The sequence below is a fragment of the Pseudomonas sp. FeN3W genome, assembly GCA_030263805.2.
Lineage (GTDB): Bacteria > Pseudomonadota > Gammaproteobacteria > Pseudomonadales > Pseudomonadaceae > Stutzerimonas > Stutzerimonas stutzeri_G.
Window position 1 is genome coordinate 3,382,309 of sequence record CP136010.1, and the last position, 17,438, is coordinate 3,399,746.

Genomic DNA, 17,438 nt, shown 5'->3' on the forward strand with positions numbered 1-17,438 from the left:
CACGGCTACCACGCGTCGCAGAGTCCTGCGCAAACGACTGGCGCTTAGCACCATTGGGGATAGCGGCGCAGAGCCTCGGTCAGGATGTTGCCGGGGATCGGCTTGTCGAACAGGTAGCCCTGACCGATATCACAGCGATGACGACGCAGGAATTTCAGCTGCTCCGGTGTTTCGATTCCTTCAGCGACGACCTTCAGGTGCAGCTTGCGGGCCATGGCGATCACTGCCGAGGTGATCTCCACGTCGTCCTGGTTGCCCGGGATGTCCTTGATAAAGCTGCGATCGATCTTGATCACGTCGATGGGGAATTTCTTCAGGTAGCTCAGTGAGGAATACCCAGTGCCGAAGTCGTCCATGGCCAGCGTCAGGCCGAGCGCCTTGAGGCCGATCAGCTGCTGTCGGGTTTCCTCGGTGGCTTCGAGCAGGAGGCTTTCTGTCAGCTCCAGCTCCAGCTGCGCGGCGGGAAGTTGCTCTTCGAGCAGAATTGCGGCGATCGTGCCAAGCAGATCCGGATCCGAGAATTGCTTGGGTGAAAGGTTGATTGCGATCTGGGGCGTGCCAAGGCCTAGCGCGGAAAGGGTGACGCCCATCCGGCAAGCTTCCCGCGCGACCCACTTGCCGATCGGGATGATCAGCCCGGTTTCTTCCGCGACGCTGATGAACTGATCCGGGCGGATCATGCCCTTTTCCGGATGGTTCCAGCGCAGCAGCGCTTCCAGCCCCTGCAGCCGGCCGGTATGCAGGCATAGCTTGGGCTGGTAGAACACCTCCAACTCGTTCTGCAGCAGCGCACGGCGCAGGTTGTTCTCGACGAACAGCTTGTAGTTGGCTTCGGCATGCAGGGCTTCGGTAAATATCTGCACCTGGTTCTTGCCGTTCGCCTTGGCCTTGTGCAGCGCTTGCCCGGCATGCTTCATCAGCGTTTCCGGGTCACGCCCGTGCTGAGGCGAGCACGCCAGCCCCAGGGACCCGCTGACGCTGATCAGCTGCTTGTCGACGAATAGCGGCTTATCGAGGATGCGCAGCACCTGGTCTGCCAGGCGGACGCCTTCGTCCAGTCCCTTGTCATCGAACAGCAGGGCGAACTCGTTGCTGGCAAAGCGTGCCAGTACGGCCTGCTGGCTGAGTCCGTTGCGCAGTCGCCGGGCAAGGCTGGTGAGCAGCTTGTCGCCGGTCTGGTGGCCGAGGCTGTCGTTGATGCGCTTGAAGTTGTCGATGTCCACCAGCAACAGGCAGAGTCTGGGCTCGGCGCCGGCGGCAAAGCGCTCCTCGATGCTGCGAATGAAGTACGGGCGATTGCCCAGGTTGGTCAGGTTGTCGGTATAGGCCAGACGCTCGATATGCTGATGCGCCAGTTTGCTGCGGGTGATGTCCTCGTAGATACCGATGTAGTGGGTCAGCGCGCCTTCATCATTGAAGACCTTGGAGATGGAAAGCTGACCCCAGTACGGCTCGAGGTTCTTGCGTCGGGAGCGGAACTCGCCCTGCCAGCTGTTGCTGTGGGCAAGTACCGAAGAGGTGTCGAACAGTAGCTCGCCGAGGTTTTCCAGAGCCTTCAGATCGGCCAGACGCTGACCGCGTACCTCGGCTGAGGAAAACTGGCTGATGACGGTGAATGCCGGATTCACATATTCCACCCGGCCTTCTCGGTCGACCAGGATGAAAGCGCTGGCGCTCTGTTCCACGGCGCGCTGGAACAGGCCGAGCATATGGGTTGCGCTGAGCCGCTGCTGATTGGCCAGCACCTGCGCATACTGATCGGCCAGCTCGCCGGCGAAGGCGATCTCGTCGGCCTGCCATGCGCGCGGTTTGCCTGTGTGTTGCAGGCTGAGAACGCCGATTACCTCCCCACCGACTCGAATGCTGGCGTCCAGGATCGAGCGAACGCCCTGCGGGCGATAGATAAGCTGGTCAAGTTCGCAGGTGCGATGATCCTGGGACACGTCCTGCGCATCGACGGCGCGACCGCTCTGCAGCGCCTGCAAGTAGCGGGGAAAGGGTGCGAGTTCCAGGGCTGAGGGCGTTTCGTAATGGTCGCTGTCGAGTCGGTAGCACGACACCGGCTCCAGGCGCGTGCCGTCCAGATGCCAGATTGTCGCGCGGTTCAGCTCGTAGACTTCGCAGGCGGCCTGGGTGATCAGCTGTGCCGCTTCCAGTTCCGGATTGGCGGAGCCGTAGCGATGCCGAGCCAGCCTGACGATCAGGCTCTGCTGGGTGCGCGAGCGCAGCATGTGCTCGATGTGTTCGTCCTGGGCTTGCTGATGTTGCTGCAGCGCCGTGCGCAGTCGGGCGTTCTGCGCCCTGAGATCCTGATCCGATTCAGGCTGGCGTCCGGGCATCAGATAGCCCCTGAGCAGCTCGCGACCATACTGCTGGCAAACTTCGCCGAGTTCGGTGATGTCCTGCACGCCGTCAGGCGTGTGCAGTCGATAGCTGACTGAATAGTGGCTGCGGCCTGTCAGCTGTTGCTGAATCTCTTCGTGTAGCTGGTGACGGACGCTGGGCTCCATCAGGCTGGCGTAGGGGGCGTCGACCAGGGAGCAAAGGTCGCCGGCGGAAACACCGAGATAACGCTCGCAAGCGGGGTCGAGAAAAAGCAGTGTCCAGCTGGACTCGTTCAAGCGCTCGAAACGCAGCATGCCGAGCCGTGAAGGCACTGGCAACTGCGTCACAACCTCGGTCGCCAGACGGCTGGCGGCATCGGTATGTATTTTCATCGAGCGGTTGGCTTCCAGTATGCTCCACGGAGTCGGGCTGGCCTGTGCTCCAGGCGCCGTTCCAGCGAAGGGCGATGGCTAAATAATATTAATTTCGGCAAGGGTGCATCATGCGACAGGGACTGACAAGTCGGCTTGCAAAGTTAGTGATGGTCTCGGTTCTCTGCGTGATCGGAACACCTCTGATCGCGAGTGAAGTGGTGGAGTTCGGCTCGGATGAGTCGGCTCGCTATCTCACTGAATTGAAAAAGCTTTATCTCACCAGCAGCGATCGCGAAGCGCTGCTCGCGCATAGTAACGGATTGCTCGATACCTACGCATTGCGAGCGGGTTATCAGGTTGGTCAGGCCAATCCGCAGGACTTTCTCTACGAGCTGAGCGTGGCCGCTCCTGGGGAGTTGCGCATACGCGAGGAAGTCCGCAGCAGCAGCAGCGGTGTTGCCGTACGCAACCGCAGTCTGTCGGTATTCGGGCTTGATCCCTACCTGCAATATCAGTGTCCTGCGCAAGGGTTCAGTTGTTCGATCAGCAGCCCCATCGACGGCCTGCCCTTGCTGGTCATTCTGCGCGACCCCCCGGGTGCCGAAGAGCTGGCCAAGGCACTGTCTTTTCTGATTCGTAATCTGCAGAAGGGTTGACGCAGCAGTTGGTGCGCGTGATCCCTGCACAATAGAAAACGCCGCATCTTCTTCAGAGGATGCGGCGTTTTTCGTTTGGCTCAGCCGTTACAGCAGCAGGGTGCGGATATCCGCCAGCAGCTCCGACAGCCGTTTGGTGAAGCGTGCGGCAGCAGCCCCGTTGATTACACGGTGATCGTAGGACAGCGAGAGCGGCAACATCAGGCGCGGCTCGAATGCCTTGCCGTCCCAGACTGGCTGCATCGTCGCCTTGGATACCCCGAGAATCGCCACTTCCGGCGCGTTGACGATCGGCGTGAAGCCGGTGCCGCCAATGTGGCCAAGGCTGGAAATGGTGAAGCAGGCACCCTGCATGGCGTCAGGCGAGAGCTTCTTGCTGCGCGCTTTCTCTGCCAGCTCGGCCGCCTCGCCAGCCAACTGCAGCAAACTCTTCTGATCCACGTTCTTGATCACCGGGACCATCAGGCCATCCGGCGTATCCACGGCGAAGCCGATGTGCACGTACTTCTTGCGGATCAGTGCCTTGCCGCTTGGCGCCAGCGAGCTGTTGAAGTCCGGCAGCTCCTTGAGCAGGTGCGCACACGCCTTGAGCAACAACGGCAGCACGGTGAGCTTGACGCCGGCCTTCTCGGCGGCAGCCTTCTGGGAGACGCGGAAAGCCTCCAGTTCGGTGATGTCGGCCGATTCGAACTGGGTCACGTGCGGTACGTTCAGCCAGCTGCGGTGCAGGTTGGCTGCGCCGATCTGCATCAGGCGCGACATCGCGACTTCTTCGACTTCGCCGAACTTGCTGAAGTCCACGGCCGGGATCGGCGGAATGCCGGCACCGCCCGAGGCACCTTCGGCCGGAGCCTGCTTGGCCTTGTGCAGCATGTTCTTGACGTAGGCCTGGACATCTTCCTTGAGAATCCGACCCTTGGGACCGGTGGCCGGAACATCGGCCAGGTCGACACCATACTCTCGCGCAGTCATGCGTACCGCCGGCCCGGCGTGAACCTTGGTGCCGGCCTTGCTCGGGCCGCTGACGGCCGGAGCCGGCGTCGCCGCGGCCTTGGCTTCCGGTACGCCCTGCTTGTTCGGTGCGACGGCCTGCTGCTGGGAAACGGCCTCCTGCGGCCTGCTCTCGGCCTTTTTCGCTGGCGCCGAGCCCTGGACCTTGAGGGTCAGGATCAGGTCGCCGGTCTTGGCATCGTCACCCACCTTGATCGACAGCGACTCCACCACGCCCGCCTTGGGCGCCGGAATTTCCATGCTGGCCTTGTCGGATTCCAAGGTGATCAGCGACTGGTCCGCCTCGACGCTGTCGCCGGCCTTGATCATGACTTCGATGACCTTGGCGCTGCCGCTGGAACCGATGTCCGGAATACGAACCTCCTCCACTGACTCGCCTGCAGTTTCGGCCGGTGCTTCTGCGGCCTGCTCGGTCAGTTTCTCCTCGGCCGGGCTTTGTGCCTGGCTGGCCGGAGCACTGGCTGCTGCCGGCTTGCTCGAGGCGGTACCCTTGAGGATCAGGATCAGGTCGCCGGTACCGACTTCGTCGCCCACCTTGACCGAAATGCTCTCGACTACGCCAGCGGCTGGAGAGGGGATCTCCATGCTGGCCTTGTCGGACTCGAGAGTGATCAGCGGTTGCTCGGCGGCGATGGTATCGCCGGCCTTCACCGAAATCTCGATCACGCTGGCCTTGCCGGAGGAGCCGATGTCCGGAACCTTGATTTCCTGCGACTCGCTTTCCTCGGCGGAGGCCGAAGGATTGTCATCTCCCGGAGGCGTAGGTGCTTCGGCTTCATCAGTCGGGCCGCCAGTGCTGGCAGCTGCAGGCTCGGCCGCGGCTTGCGCCGGCGCTTCGCTGTCAGTTCCTTCTTCGCTTTCCAGCTCAAGTAGCTCGTCACCTTCTTTCAGGCGGTCGCCGAGCTTGACCTTCAAGGCCTTCACGACGCCAGCCTTGGGTGCCGGGATTTCCATGCTGGCCTTGTCGGACTCCAGCGTCAGGATGCTCTGGTCCGCTTCGATACGGTCGCCGACCTTGACGAACAACTCGATTACTTCACCCTCACCGCTGCCGATGTCGGGTACGCGTATGGTTTCACTCACAATAGGTTCTCCTGTGCGCACGCAGCATCAGCAATCCAGCGGATTGCGCTTCTCGGGGTCGATACCGAACTCGGTGATGGCATTGGCCACCACGGTGCGTTCGATGGCGCCGCGATCGGCGAGTGCCTGCAGTGCCGCGACGGCAACCCAGCGGCGGTCGACTTCGAAGAAGTCACGCAGCTTGGCGCGCGAGTCGCTGCGGCCGAAGCCGTCAGTGCCGAGCACCTGGTATTCGCGCGACGGAACCCACTGACGAATCTGATCGGCGAACAGCTTCATGTAGTCGGTCGAGGCCACTACCGGGCCTTCGCGGCCTTCCAGACACTGCTCGACATAGCTCTTGCGCGGCTCCTCGGTCGGATGCAGACGGTTCCAGCGGTCGACCGCCAGGCCATCGCGACGCAGCTCGTTGAAGCTGGTTACGCTCCAGACGTCGGCGCCGACACCCATCTTGGCGAGGATGTCCACCGCAGCACGCACTTCACGCAGGATGGTGCCGGAACCCAGCAGCTGTACGCGGTGCTTGAAGTCGCCCTTGGCTTCCTCGAGCAGGTACATGCCCTTGATGATGCCGTCCTCGACACCCTGCGGCATGGCCGGCTGCTGGTAGTTCTCGTTCATCACGGTGATGTAGTAGTAGACGCTCTTCTGCAGCTCCATCATCTCGTGCATGCCGTGATGCATGATCACCGCCAGCTCGTAGCCGTAGGTAGGGTCATAGCTGCGGCAGTTGGGGATGGTGCTGGCGAGGATGTGGCTATGCCCGTCCTCGTGCTGCAGGCCTTCGCCGTTCAGGGTGGTGCGCCCGGAGGTGCCACCGAGCAGGAAACCACGGGTCTGGGCATCGCCGGCCGCCCAGGCCAGGTCGCCGATGCGCTGGAAGCCAAACATCGAATAGAAGATGTAGACCGGCAGCATCGGCTGGTTGTAGTTGCTGTAGGCGGTACCCGCCGCGATGAATGAGGAGAAGGCACCCGCTTCGTTCAGGCCTTCCTGCAGGATTTGACCATCCTTTTCTTCGCGGTAATACATCACCTGGTCGCGGTCGACCGGCTCGTAAAGCTGCCCCACCGGGGAATAGATACCCAGCTGACGGAACATGCCTTCCATGCCGAAGGTGCGCGCCTCGTCGGCGAGGATCGGCACGATGCGCTTGCCCAGATCCTTGTCCTTGACCAGCTGCGACAGGATCCGACCGAACGCCATGGTGGTGGAGATCTCGCGATCACCGGAACCGTCGAGCACTGCTTTGAGGGTGTCCAATGGCGGCGTCGGGATGCTGAAGCTCTTCGGCCGGCGCTGCGGCAGCGAACCACCGAGTTTCTCGCGGCACTTGCGCAGGTAGCGCATCTCGGCGCTGTCTTCGGCCGGGCGGTAGAACGGCAGTTCTTCGAGCTGCGAATCGTTGACCGGGATGTCGAAGCGGTCGCGGAATTTCTTCAGGCTGTCGATATCGACTTTCTTGGTGTTGTGGGCGATGTTCTTCGCCTCTCCGGCACCGGTGCCGTAGCCCTTGATGGTCTTGGCCAGGATGACTGTCGGCTGGCCCTTGTGATTGACCGCCTGGTGGTAGGCCGCATAGACCTTGTACGGATCGTGGCCGCCGCGGTTGAGCTTCCAGACTTCCTCGTCGGACATGCTCTCGACACGCTTGAGCAGCTCAGGGTCAGCACCGAAGAAATGCTTGCGCACATAGGCGCCGTCTTTGGCCTTGTAGTTCTGGTATTCGCCGTCGATGGCTTCGTCCATGCGGCGCTGCATGCGGCCGTCTTCGTCGGCGGCGAACAGTGGGTCCCACAGGCGGCCCCAGACGACCTTGTTGACGTTCCAGTTGGCGCCTTTGAATACGCCTTCCAGCTCCTGGATGATCTTGCTGTTGCCGCGTACCGGGCCGTCCAGACGCTGCAGGTTGCAGTTGATGACGAACACCAGGTTGTCGAGATTTTCACGACCGGCCAGGGAAATGGCGCCGAGGGTTTCCGGCTCGTCGCACTCGCCGTCACCGATGAAGCACCAGACGCGTTGCTTGCCTTTCGGAATGAAGCCGCGGTTCTCCAGGTACTTCATGAAGCGCGCCTGGTAGATCGCAGTGATCGGGCCGAGACCCATGGACACGGTCGGGAACTGCCAGAAGTCCGGCATCAGGTGCGGATGCGGGTAGCTCGACAGGCCCTGTCCGTCCACTTCCTGGCGGAAGTTGAGCATCTGGTCTTCGCTCAGGCGGCCTTCGAGAAAGGCGCGGGCGTAAATGCCAGGGGAGGCATGCCCCTGATAGTAGATCAGGTCGCCGCCGTGCTCTTCCGTTGGGGCCTGGAAGAAATAGTTGAAACCGATGTCGTAGAGGGTCGCGCTGGAAGCGAAGGTGGAGATGTGCCCACCCAGATCCGGATCCTTGAGGTTGGCGCGCATCACCATGGCCAGTGCGTTCCAGCGGACCAGGGAGCGAATACGGCGCTCCATGAACAGGTCGCCGGGCATCTTGGCTTCGCGGGTGACGGGGATGGTATTGCGGTACGGCGTGGTGATGCCGTAGGGCAGGGGGGTGCCGCTACGTGTGGCCAGTTCACCCATCCGGGTCATCAGGTAGTGAGCGCGGTCTTCACCCTCGCGGTCGAGGACGGACTCGAGGGCGTCCAGCCATTCCTGGGTTTCGACGGGATCGAGATCTTGCATGGCTTGCTCCATGGCGGAAAGGCTTCCAGAATCGGTTGCCTGTTCGCGACCGGCTTTGTGGGCCGGTGCGTGTAATGTTCTTGGACGAGTGCCGGGGGTAGGACCGGGCGTCTGTAGTTTTACTACAAAATGACGTCGGGATCAGCCCCCTGAAATACTCTTTAGTAGTAAAACTACAGATCAGCGGCGCTGGCATTTTCCTGAGAAAGGCATCTGCGAGGCTCTGAATCGCGCGGTTTCACTGTGTTGCTGTGAAGGAAACCTCAATGAGTCTGCCATCGCTGGTTGCATTGCCGCCCTCGCTTCTGCCTTTTGTCAGCCGTGCCGAAGAGTCGTTCCTCGCTGCTGCCGGCAGCCTGTCGGATGCCATTGCGGCACGTTGCCGCGCCTGGCTGGTGGAGCAGCGCGAGGCGTTCGGCCGGGTCTGTGCGGCGAGCGACTTCGTCAGCGAACAGGTTAGTCGAGATCCGCAGATGCTGCTGCAGCTGGCCGAGCTGGGGTGGCTGGACAGATCGCTCGCGCCGGTCGAGATGCGTGACGCACTGAGCGAGCAGGTCGCCGCGTGCGACAGCGAGGATGCCCTGGCGCTGACCCTGCGCCGCTTCCGGACCCGCCAGCAGGTGCGGATCATCTGGCGCGACCTGACCCGTCAGGCCGACCTTGCCGAAACCTGTCGCGACCTTTCCGATCTCGCCGACGCTTCGGTCGATCTGGCGTATCACTGGCTGTACACACGCCATTGCGAGCAGTTCGGCGTACCCACCGGGCGTCGCAGCGGCAACCCGCAACACATGGTCATCCTTGGCATGGGCAAGCTGGGCGCCCACGAGCTGAATCTGTCCTCGGACATCGACCTGATCTTCGGATACCCCGAAGGTGGCGAAACCGTGGGCGCCAAGCGCTCGCTGGACAATCAGGAGTTCTTCGTCCGGCTCGGTCAGCGGCTGATCAAGTCGCTGGACGCCATCACCGTCGATGGCTTCGTCTTCCGCGTCGATATGCGCCTACGCCCGTACGGTTCGTCCGGTCCGCTGGTCTACAGCTTCAACGCGCTGGAACAGTACTACCAGGACCAGGGGCGTGACTGGGAGCGCTACGCGATGATCAAGGCGCGTGTCATCGGTGGCGACCAGCAGGCCGGCAAGGAGCTGCTGGAAATGCTGCGGCCGTTCGTCTATCGGCGCTACCTTGATTTCTCCGCCATCGAAGCGCTGCGCACCATGAAGCAGCTGATCCAGCAGGAAGTGCGGCGCAAGGGCATGGCTTCGAATATCAAGCTGGGTGCCGGTGGCATCCGCGAGGTGGAGTTCATCGCCCAGGCGTTTCAGCTGATTCACGGCGGGCGCGATCTCAGCCTGCAACAGCGGCCGTTGCTCAAGGTGCTGGCTACCCTGGAAGGTCAGGGCTATCTGCCGGGTGCGGCGGTGAAGGAGCTGCGCGAAGGCTATGAGTTTCTGCGCTATACCGAGCATGCGCTGCAGGCCATCGCCGATCGCCAGACGCAGATGCTGCCGGAGACTGAAGTCGACTGCGCGCGGGTCGCCTTCATGCTCGGTTTCGACAGCTGGCAGGCCTTCCACGAGCAGCTGTTGCACTGGCGTGGGCGTATCGACTGGCATTTTCACCAGGTCATCGCCGACCCGGACGAGGACGAGAATGCCGAAGGCGAGGCGCTGGTCGGCGGCGAGTGGCTGCCGCTGTGGGAGCAGGACTGGGACGAGGAGTTCGCCTGTCGACAGCTGTCCGAAGCCGGGTTCCGTGATGGTCAGGTTGCCTGTCAGCGCCTCGCCGCACTGCGTAATGCCAGTCAGGTCAGGACCATGCAGCGTCTCGGCCGCGAGCGTCTGGATGCCTTCATTCCTCGTTTGCTGGCACAGGCTGTCGAGCAGGACGACCCGGATCTGGTGCTCGAGCGCGTGCTGCCATTGGTCGAGGCGGTGGCCCGGCGTTCGGCCTATCTCGTATTGCTGACCGAAAATCCCGGCGCGCTGCAGCGGTTGCTCGAACTCTGCGCGGCCAGCCCGTGGGTCGCCGAGCAGATCGCGCGGTTCCCGTTGCTGCTCGACGAATTGCTCAACGCCGGTCGTTTGTATAGCCCGCCGCTGGCGCCGGAGCTGGCCGCAGAATTGCGCGAGCGGCTGATGCGTATTCCCGAGGATGACCTCGAGCAGCAGATGGAGGCGCTGCGTCATTTCAAGTTGGCGCATCGCCTGCGCGTCGCAGCCTCGGAGATCGCCGGGACGCTGCCGTTGATGAAGGTCAGTGACTACCTGACCTGGCTGGCGGAGGCCATTCTGCAGGAAGTACTGACCCTGGCCTGGCGCCACACTGTCGCGCGTCATGGTCAGCCGCAGCGCAGCGACGGCACGCTGTGCGATCCGGCCTTCGTCATCGTCGGTTACGGCAAGGTCGGCGGGATCGAGCTCGGTCACGGTTCCGACCTGGACCTGGTGTTCATCCATGACGGCGACCCTGCCGCCGAGACCAATGGCGCCAAGCCCATCGACACCGCGCAGTTCTTTACCCGTCTCGGTCAGCGCATCATTCATCTGCTGACCACCCAGACCACCTCCGGCCAGCTGTACGAGGTGGACATGCGCCTGCGTCCGTCCGGCGCTTCTGGGCTGCTGGTCAGCTCCCTCGGCGCCTTCGAGCGCTACCAGGGCCAGGAAGCCTGGACCTGGGAGCACCAGGCGCTGGTGCGTGCGCGGGTGCTGGTTGGCTGTCCGCAGCTGACTGCCGACTTCGAACGGGTGCGCGCCGGTGTGCTCGGTCGTGAACGTGATCTGGATGCGCTGCGTCGCGAAGTCAGCGACATGCGCGCGAAGATGCGCGACAACCTCGGGACCCGCGCGACACATGCGGGGACTGCCGAGCAAGCCTTCGACGGCGCCGCCGAGTTCAATCTCAAGCAGGACGCCGGTGGTATCGTGGATATCGAATTTATGGTGCAATACGCGGCTTTGGCGTGGTCGCACCAGCATCCCGAACTGCTGCGCTATACCGATAACATCCGCATCCTCGATGGGTTGGAGCAGGCCGGGTTGATGACCGGCGATGAGGTTCGGCTGCTGCAGGATGCCTACAAGGCCTACCGCGCCGCAGCGCACCGGCAATCACTGCAGAAGCAGCCCGGAGTGGTGAGTGGGGATCAATTCCACGACGAGCGCCGCGCTGTCATGCGTATCTGGCGTGAGTTGGGCCTAAGCTGAGCCCCTCGTCGGGCTACTGGGCAAATTCGAATTCTGAGGAGCTGGCAACGATGTCGATGGCCGATCGTGATGGCGTCATCTGGTATGACGGCGAACTGGTGCAGTGGCGTGATGCGACCACCCATGTGCTGACCCATACCCTGCACTACGGCATGGGCGTATTCGAAGGCGTACGCGCCTACAACACCCCGGACGGCACGGCGATCTTCCGCCTGCAGGCGCACACCGACCGCCTGTTCGATTCGGCACACATCATGAACATGCCGATGCCGTACTCGAAGGAAGAGATCAACGAAGCGACCCGCGCCGCAGTGCGCGAGAACAACCTGGAAAGCGCCTACATCCGCCCGATGGTGTTCTACGGAAGCGAAGGCATGGGCCTGCGCGCCAGCGGCCTGAAAGTGCACGTGATCGTCGCCGCCTGGCACTGGGGCGCCTACATGGGCGACGAGGCGCTGGAACTGGGCATCAAGGTGCGCACCAGCTCCTTCACCCGTCACCACGTCAACATCACCATGACCCGCGCCAAGTCCAACGGTGCCTACATCAACTCGATGCTGGCCCTGCAGGAAGCCATTTCCGGTGGCGCTGACGAAGCGTTGATGCTGGATCCTGAAGGCTACGTGGCCGAAGGTTCGGGCGAGAACATCTTCATCATCAAGGATGGCGTGATCTACACCCCGGAAGTGACCGCCTGCCTGAATGGCATCACGCGTGGCACCGTGCTGACCCTGGCCGCCGAGCACGGCCTGAAGGTGGTCGAGAAGCGCATCACCCGCGACGAGGTCTATATCGCCGACGAAGCCTTCTTCACCGGAACTGCCGCAGAGGTGACGCCGATTCGCGAAGTCGATGGCCGCGCCATCGGCATCGGTCGTCGTGGCCCAGTGACCGAAAAGTTGCAGAAGGCCTACTTCGATCTGGTCTCCGGCAAGACCGCGGCGTATGCCGAATGGCGGACACTGGTCAAGTAAGCGCAGGCGCCAAGCTGCACGCGGCCGATGGTTTGCCGCTTGCAGCTTGAGGCTCGTGGCTTGAAGCTGCCCTTATGAATATTCTGATTGTGGGACCCAGCTGGGTTGGCGACATGGTGATGGCGCAGACGTTGTTCGTCTGCCTGAAACAGCGCCATCCCGACTGCCAGATCGACGTGCTGGCGCCCGAGTGGAGCCGGCCGATTCTCGAGCGCATGCCCGAGGTACGCCAGGCGCTGAGCTTTCCGGTCGGGCACGGCGTGCTCGACATGGCGACCCGGCGCAAGGTGGCGCAGAGCCTGCGTGGTCAGTATGAGCAGGCGATCCTATTGCCCAATTCCTTGAAGTCGGCGCTGGTGCCGTTCTTCGCCGGTATTCCCAAGCGCACCGGCTGGCGCGGCGAAATGCGCTTCGGCCTGCTCAACGACATGCGCAAGCTCGACAAACAACGCTATCCGCTGATGATCGAACGCTTCATGGCGCTGGCGTTCGAGCCGGGCGCCGAGTTGCCCAGACCGTATCCGAACCCTTCGCTGCGTATCGACCCCGTGACTCGCGATGTGGCACTGGCACGTTTCGGCCTCAGTCTGGATCGTCCGGTACTGGCGCTCTGTCCGGGCGCCGAGTTCGGCGAATCCAAGCGCTGGCCGGCCGAGCACTTCGCCAAGGTCGCCGAGCTGAAGATTCGCGAGGGCTGGCAGGTCTGGCTGTTCGGCTCGAAAAACGACCACCCGGTGGGCGAGGAAATCCTCGCGCGATTGATTCCTGGGTTGCGCGAAGAGGCGGTGAACCTGGCCGGCGAGACCAGCCTGGCCGAGGCTATCGATCTGCTCTCCTGCGCTGACGCAGTGGTGTCCAACGACTCCGGCCTGATGCACGTGTCAGCCGCGCTGGGCCGGCCTCTGGCTGCAGTCTATGGCTCGACGTCACCGGCCTTCACCCCGCCGCTTTCCGAGCAGGTCGAGGTTGTGCGGCTGGGTCTCGACTGCAGCCCCTGTTTTGAACGCACCTGCCGCTTCGGCCACAACAACTGCATGCGCGAGCTGAAGCCGCGCGCGGTGATCGAGGCGCTGGATCGCCTGGCCCCGCAGTCAGTTGAGGTGCGCTGATTGAAGGTCCTGCTGGTCAAGACCTCGTCGTTGGGCGATGTCGTGCATACCCTGCCGGCGCTGACCGATGCGCAGCGGGCGCTGCCTGGCATCCAGGTCGACTGGGTCGTGGAGGAGGGCTTCGCCGAGATCCCGGCCTGGCATCCAGCGGTGGCGCAGGTGATTCCGGTGGCGATTCGTCGCTGGCGCAAACATCCGATCAATACCCTGCGCAGCGGCGAGTGGCGACGCTTCAAGGCGCGCTTGCGCGAAAGTCGTTATGACCTGGTGATCGACGCCCAGGGCTTGCTCAAGAGCGCCTGGCTGACCCGCTACGTCAAGGCGCCGGTCGCCGGGTTGGACCACGATTCGGCCCGCGAGCCGCTGGCGACACGCTTCTATGATCGGTGCTATGCCGTGCCGCGTGAGCAGCATGCGCTGGAGCGGGTGCGTCAGCTGTTCGCTCAGGCGCTCGGTTACCCGCTGCCGCAGGATGTTGCCGACTACGGCCTGAATCGCGAGCAGATGGCCGCGCCCAGCGATCAGCCGTATCTGCTGTTTCTGCACGGCACCACTTGGCCGAGCAAGCACTGGCCGGAAACCTACTGGCGCGAACTGGCCGAACGCATGAGCGATTTCGGCTGGGCGATCCGCCTGCCATGGGGCAATGCCGAAGAGAAGGCGCGGGCCGAACGCATCGTCAGCGGTGTGGCCAACGCCGCGGTGCTGCCGAAGCTCAATCTGGCCGGTGTTGCACGGGTCATCGCTGGTGCGCGGGCTTGTGTCGCAGTGGATACCGGCCTCGGTCATCTGGCCGCGGCGCTGGATGTGCCGAGCATTTCGCTTTATGGTCCGACCCTGCCCGGGCGGGTCGGCGCCTATGGGCGCTCGCAGGTGCACCTGTGCGCCGGCGGACCGAACGCCGGTCGCGGTGATCGGCACAAGCCCTGTTTCGACGATCTGCGCCCCGAGCGTGTCGTCACCGAACTGAAAGCCCTGCTGCGGGCCCCGGAGTCCGTCTGATGCAACTGGCGTTCATTCTTTACAAGTATTTCCCCTTCGGCGGGCTGCAGCGCGATTTCATGCGCATTGCCCTCGAATGTCAGCGTCGCGGCCATTCAATCCGCGTCTACGCGATGATCTGGGAAGGTGACGTGCCCGAAGGCTTCGAGGTGCTGATCGCGCCGGTCAAGGCGCTGTTCAACCACACCCGCAACGAGCGTTTCACTGCCTGGGTCGAGGCCGATCTGGCCAAACGGCCGGTCGACCGGGTGATCGGCTTTAACAAGATGCCGGGACTCGATGTGTATTACGCCGCCGACCCCTGCTTCGAGGACAAGGCGCAGACCCTGCGCAATCCGATCTACCGCCGCTGGGCTCGCTACAAGCACTTCGCCGAGTACGAGCGCGCGGTGTTTGCGCCCGAGGCGAAGACCGAAATCCTGATGATCTCCGAGGTACAGCAGCCGCTGTTCGTCAAACACTACGGCACGCCCGCCGAACGCTTTCACCTATTGCCGCCGGGCATCGCCCAGGATCGCCGCGCGCCGGCCAATGCCGCGCAAATCCGTACCGAGTTTCGCGAGGAATTCGAGGTGCGGCCCGAGGAGCTGCTGCTGGTGCAGATCGGTTCCGGTTTCAAGACCAAGGGTCTGGACCGCAGCCTCAAGGCGCTCGCCGCATTGCCGCGCGAACTGAGTCAGCGCACCCGGCTGCTGGTGATCGGCCAGGACGATCCCAAGCCGTTCAAGCTGCAGGCCAAGACGCTGGGCGTTTCCGGCATGGTCGAATTCCTCAAGGGGCGCAGCGATATACCGCGGTTCCTGCTGGGCGCCGATCTGCTGATCCACCCAGCCTACAACGAGAACACCGGTACCGTACTGCTGGAAGCGCTGGTCGCCGGGCTGCCGGTGCTGGTCACCGATGTATGTGGCTATGCGCACTACATTACCGACGCCGACTGCGGTCGCGTGGTACCCAGCCCCTTCGAGCAGCAGGTGCTCGACCAGATGCTGGTGCAGATGCTGGCCGATGATCAGCAGCGCGCGGTCTGGAGTCGCAATGCGCTGACGTTCGCCGACACGGCGGACCTTTATTCGATGCCGCAGAAGGCGGCAGACGTGATTCTCGGGGCAAGCGCATGAGCGCTGCAGCTCGGTCAGCGCCCTGCCGATTGGCGGAGGCTCCATGCGCCTGATGCTATTGGAGCCGTTCAAAAGCCTCTGGCACGGCGAGGACCCGTTCGTCGAAGTCGAGCGTCTCGACGGGCAGGTGTACCGCGAGCTGGAGGGGCGACGCACGCTGCGTACAGAAGTCGAAGGGCAGGGCTACTTCGTCAAGATTCATCGCGGTATCGGTTGGGGCGAGATCGCCAAGAACCTGCTTACCGCCAAGGCGCCCGTTCTCGGTGCTGGCCAGGAATGGCGAGCGATCCAGCGGTTGCACGAAGTGGGTGTGCCGACCATGACCGCGGTGGCTTACGGCGAGCGCGGAGCCAATCCGGCCAGCCAGCATTCGTTCATCATCACCGAAGAACTGGCCCCGACCGTCAGCCTCGAGGACTTCACGGCCAACTGGCTGGAACAGCCACCGGCACCGTCGCTCAAGCGCGCCCTTATCGCCGAAGTCGCCCGCATGGCCGGCACCATGCATCGCGCCGGCGTCAATCATCGCGATTTCTACATCTGCCACTTTCTGCTGCATACCGACAAACCGGTGATAGCAAGTGATTTCCGCCTGTCGCTGATCGACTTGCACCGTGCCCAGACCCGAGCGCAGACACCGCGCCGCTGGCGCGACAAGGATCTGGCCGGGCTGTACTTCTCGGCGCTGGGCATTGGCCTGACGCGCGGCGATAGGCTGCGCTTTCTGCGCGGCTATTTTCAGCGGCCCTTGCGCGACATCCTGCACGACGAGGCGCGTCTGCTCGCCTGGCTGCAGCGCAAGGCCGAGCGGCTATCCAGTCGCTATGCGCGCAGGTACGCACCGGGCGCACAGGCGTGAGTGGCTGGCAGCTCGCGACCGGCATGCCCGTCGAGGCAGCCTCGGCGTTCGCCGATCTGCCGACGGTGTTCGCGCTGACCGGCGAGGCGATTGCCCGCGATCCGTTATCCGAAGTGATTCGCGTCGAATGCGGCGGTTTGCGCTATTACGTCAAACGTTATTGGGCTGCCGGCAAAGGGCTGCGGCGCTTTCTCGGGCGGCCGCGGGTCAAGGCCGAATGGCAGAACCTGCGGCACTTTGCGCGCTGGGGTATTCCTGTCGCGCCGGTGGTGGCGTGGGGCATGGAGCGTCGCGGCGGCGTATTCCTGCGCGGGGCGCTGATCACGCTGGAGGTGCCCAATACCGTCGACATGGCGGCAATGGCGACGAACAACGACCCCCGTCTTGGCGATCCCCACTGGGTCGCGCGTATCAGTCGCCAACTGGCGCACGCCACCCGCACCCTGCATGACCATCATTTCGCCCACAACGACCTGAAATGGCGCAACCTGCTGATCAATGAGGACGGCGAGCTGTTCCTGATCGACTGCCCCTCGGGCAACTTCTGGTGGGGGCCTTTCCTGCGGCGGCGCATCATCAAGGATCTGGCCTGCCTGGACAAAGTGGCCAAGTACCATTTGAGTCGCACCCAGCGCCTGCGCTTCTACCTGCAGTACCAGCGGCGTGGGCGGCTGATACCGACTGATCGAGCGCTGATCGCGCAGGTGCTGGAGTATTTCGAGGGGCGCGAATGAACGAGTTTTTTTCTGTCGCTGATCGGCCCCTGCTCAAGGCGCACGGCCTGGCCAGCTTCGATGCACTCTGGGCCGTGCAGCTCGAATCGGTCGATATGCCCAATACCGGTCGCGGCGGCTGGAGTAGCGTGTTTCGCCTGGAGTTGGGCGATACGGCCTATTACCTGAAGCGACAGAGCAACTACCTGACCCACAGCCTGCGCCATCCGTTCGGCGAGCTGACCGTTGCTTGCGAATTTCGCAATATCCAGCGGTGTCGGAGTGATGCGACTAACGACCCCAGGCTGGAGATGATAGCCGGCCGC

The 17,438-nt window shown here is 63.1% G+C and carries 11 protein-coding genes and 1 pseudogene; 9 read left to right on the top strand and 3 right to left on the bottom strand.

All coding sequences use genetic code 11. The annotated features are described in order from the left end of the window. Nucleotides 1-44: 44 nt before the first annotated feature. Complete coding sequence (locus P5704_015970; protein WOF77545.1) at nucleotides 45-2,717, bottom strand: EAL domain-containing protein; 2,673 nt, start codon at nucleotides 2,715-2,717, stop codon at nucleotides 45-47. 149 nt (nucleotides 2,718-2,866) lie between these two features. Here P5704_015970 and P5704_015975 point away from each other — a divergent pair, with 149 nt between their 5' ends. After that, nucleotides 2,867-3,355: a hypothetical protein gene (locus P5704_015975; GenBank protein WOF81254.1), complete on the top strand. Its 489-nt coding sequence runs from the start codon at nucleotides 2,867-2,869 to the stop codon at nucleotides 3,353-3,355. A gap of 87 nt (nucleotides 3,356-3,442) precedes the next feature. On the opposite strand, the gene aceF is transcribed toward P5704_015975, so the two are convergent. After that, nucleotides 3,443-5,449 carry a dihydrolipoyllysine-residue acetyltransferase gene (gene aceF / locus P5704_015980; protein ID WOF77546.1) on the bottom strand — a complete coding sequence of 669 codons (2,007 nt, stop codon included), beginning with the start codon at nucleotides 5,447-5,449 and terminating at the stop codon, nucleotides 3,443-3,445. A gap of 27 nt (nucleotides 5,450-5,476) precedes the next feature. Further along, nucleotides 5,477-8,122 carry a pyruvate dehydrogenase (acetyl-transferring), homodimeric type gene (gene aceE / locus P5704_015985; GenBank protein ID WOF77547.1) on the bottom strand — a complete coding sequence of 882 codons (2,646 nt, stop codon included), beginning with the start codon at nucleotides 8,120-8,122 and terminating at the stop codon, nucleotides 5,477-5,479. A gap of 266 nt (nucleotides 8,123-8,388) precedes the next feature. On the opposite strand from aceE, the gene glnE reads away from it, so the two are divergent. The 8 genes and pseudogenes from glnE (at nucleotide 8,389) to P5704_016025 (ending at nucleotide 17,393) form a co-directional block, all read left to right on the top strand. After that, nucleotides 8,389-11,334, top strand: a complete 2,946-nt coding sequence (gene glnE / locus P5704_015990) for a bifunctional [glutamate--ammonia ligase]-adenylyl-L-tyrosine phosphorylase/[glutamate--ammonia-ligase] adenylyltransferase (protein ID WOF77548.1) — start codon at nucleotides 8,389-8,391, stop codon at nucleotides 11,332-11,334. 50 nt (nucleotides 11,335-11,384) lie between these two features. Then, nucleotides 11,385-12,308: a branched-chain-amino-acid transaminase gene (ilvE, locus tag P5704_015995; protein WOF77549.1), complete on the top strand. Its 924-nt coding sequence runs from the start codon at nucleotides 11,385-11,387 to the stop codon at nucleotides 12,306-12,308. Between the two features lie 74 nt (nucleotides 12,309-12,382). Continuing rightward, nucleotides 12,383-13,417, top strand: a complete 1,035-nt coding sequence (gene waaF, locus P5704_016000; GenBank protein ID WOF77550.1) for a lipopolysaccharide heptosyltransferase II — start codon at nucleotides 12,383-12,385, stop codon at nucleotides 13,415-13,417. Next, on the top strand, nucleotides 13,418-14,419 hold the full coding sequence (gene waaC / locus P5704_016005) for a lipopolysaccharide heptosyltransferase I (protein WOF77551.1): 1,002 nt from the start codon (nucleotides 13,418-13,420) through the stop codon (nucleotides 14,417-14,419). After that, a complete protein-coding gene (locus P5704_016010; protein ID WOF77552.1) occupies nucleotides 14,419-15,540 on the top strand; it encodes a glycosyltransferase family 4 protein in 1,122 nt (373 codons plus the stop codon). Before waaC ends, P5704_016010 begins: the two co-directional genes overlap by 1 nt. 43 nt (nucleotides 15,541-15,583) lie before the next feature. Next, nucleotides 15,584-16,399: a lipopolysaccharide core heptose(I) kinase RfaP gene (rfaP, locus tag P5704_016015; GenBank protein WOF77553.1), complete on the top strand. Its 816-nt coding sequence runs from the start codon at nucleotides 15,584-15,586 to the stop codon at nucleotides 16,397-16,399. Further along, complete coding sequence (locus P5704_016020) at nucleotides 16,396-17,133, top strand: lipopolysaccharide kinase InaA family protein (GenBank protein ID WOF77554.1); 738 nt, start codon at nucleotides 16,396-16,398, stop codon at nucleotides 17,131-17,133. The genes rfaP and P5704_016020 overlap by 4 nt, the downstream gene beginning before the upstream one ends. Beyond that, a pseudogene (locus P5704_016025) lies at nucleotides 17,130-17,393 on the top strand (lipopolysaccharide kinase InaA family protein). Before P5704_016020 ends, P5704_016025 begins: the two are co-directional and overlap by 4 nt. Nucleotides 17,394-17,438: the final 45 nt, after the last annotated feature.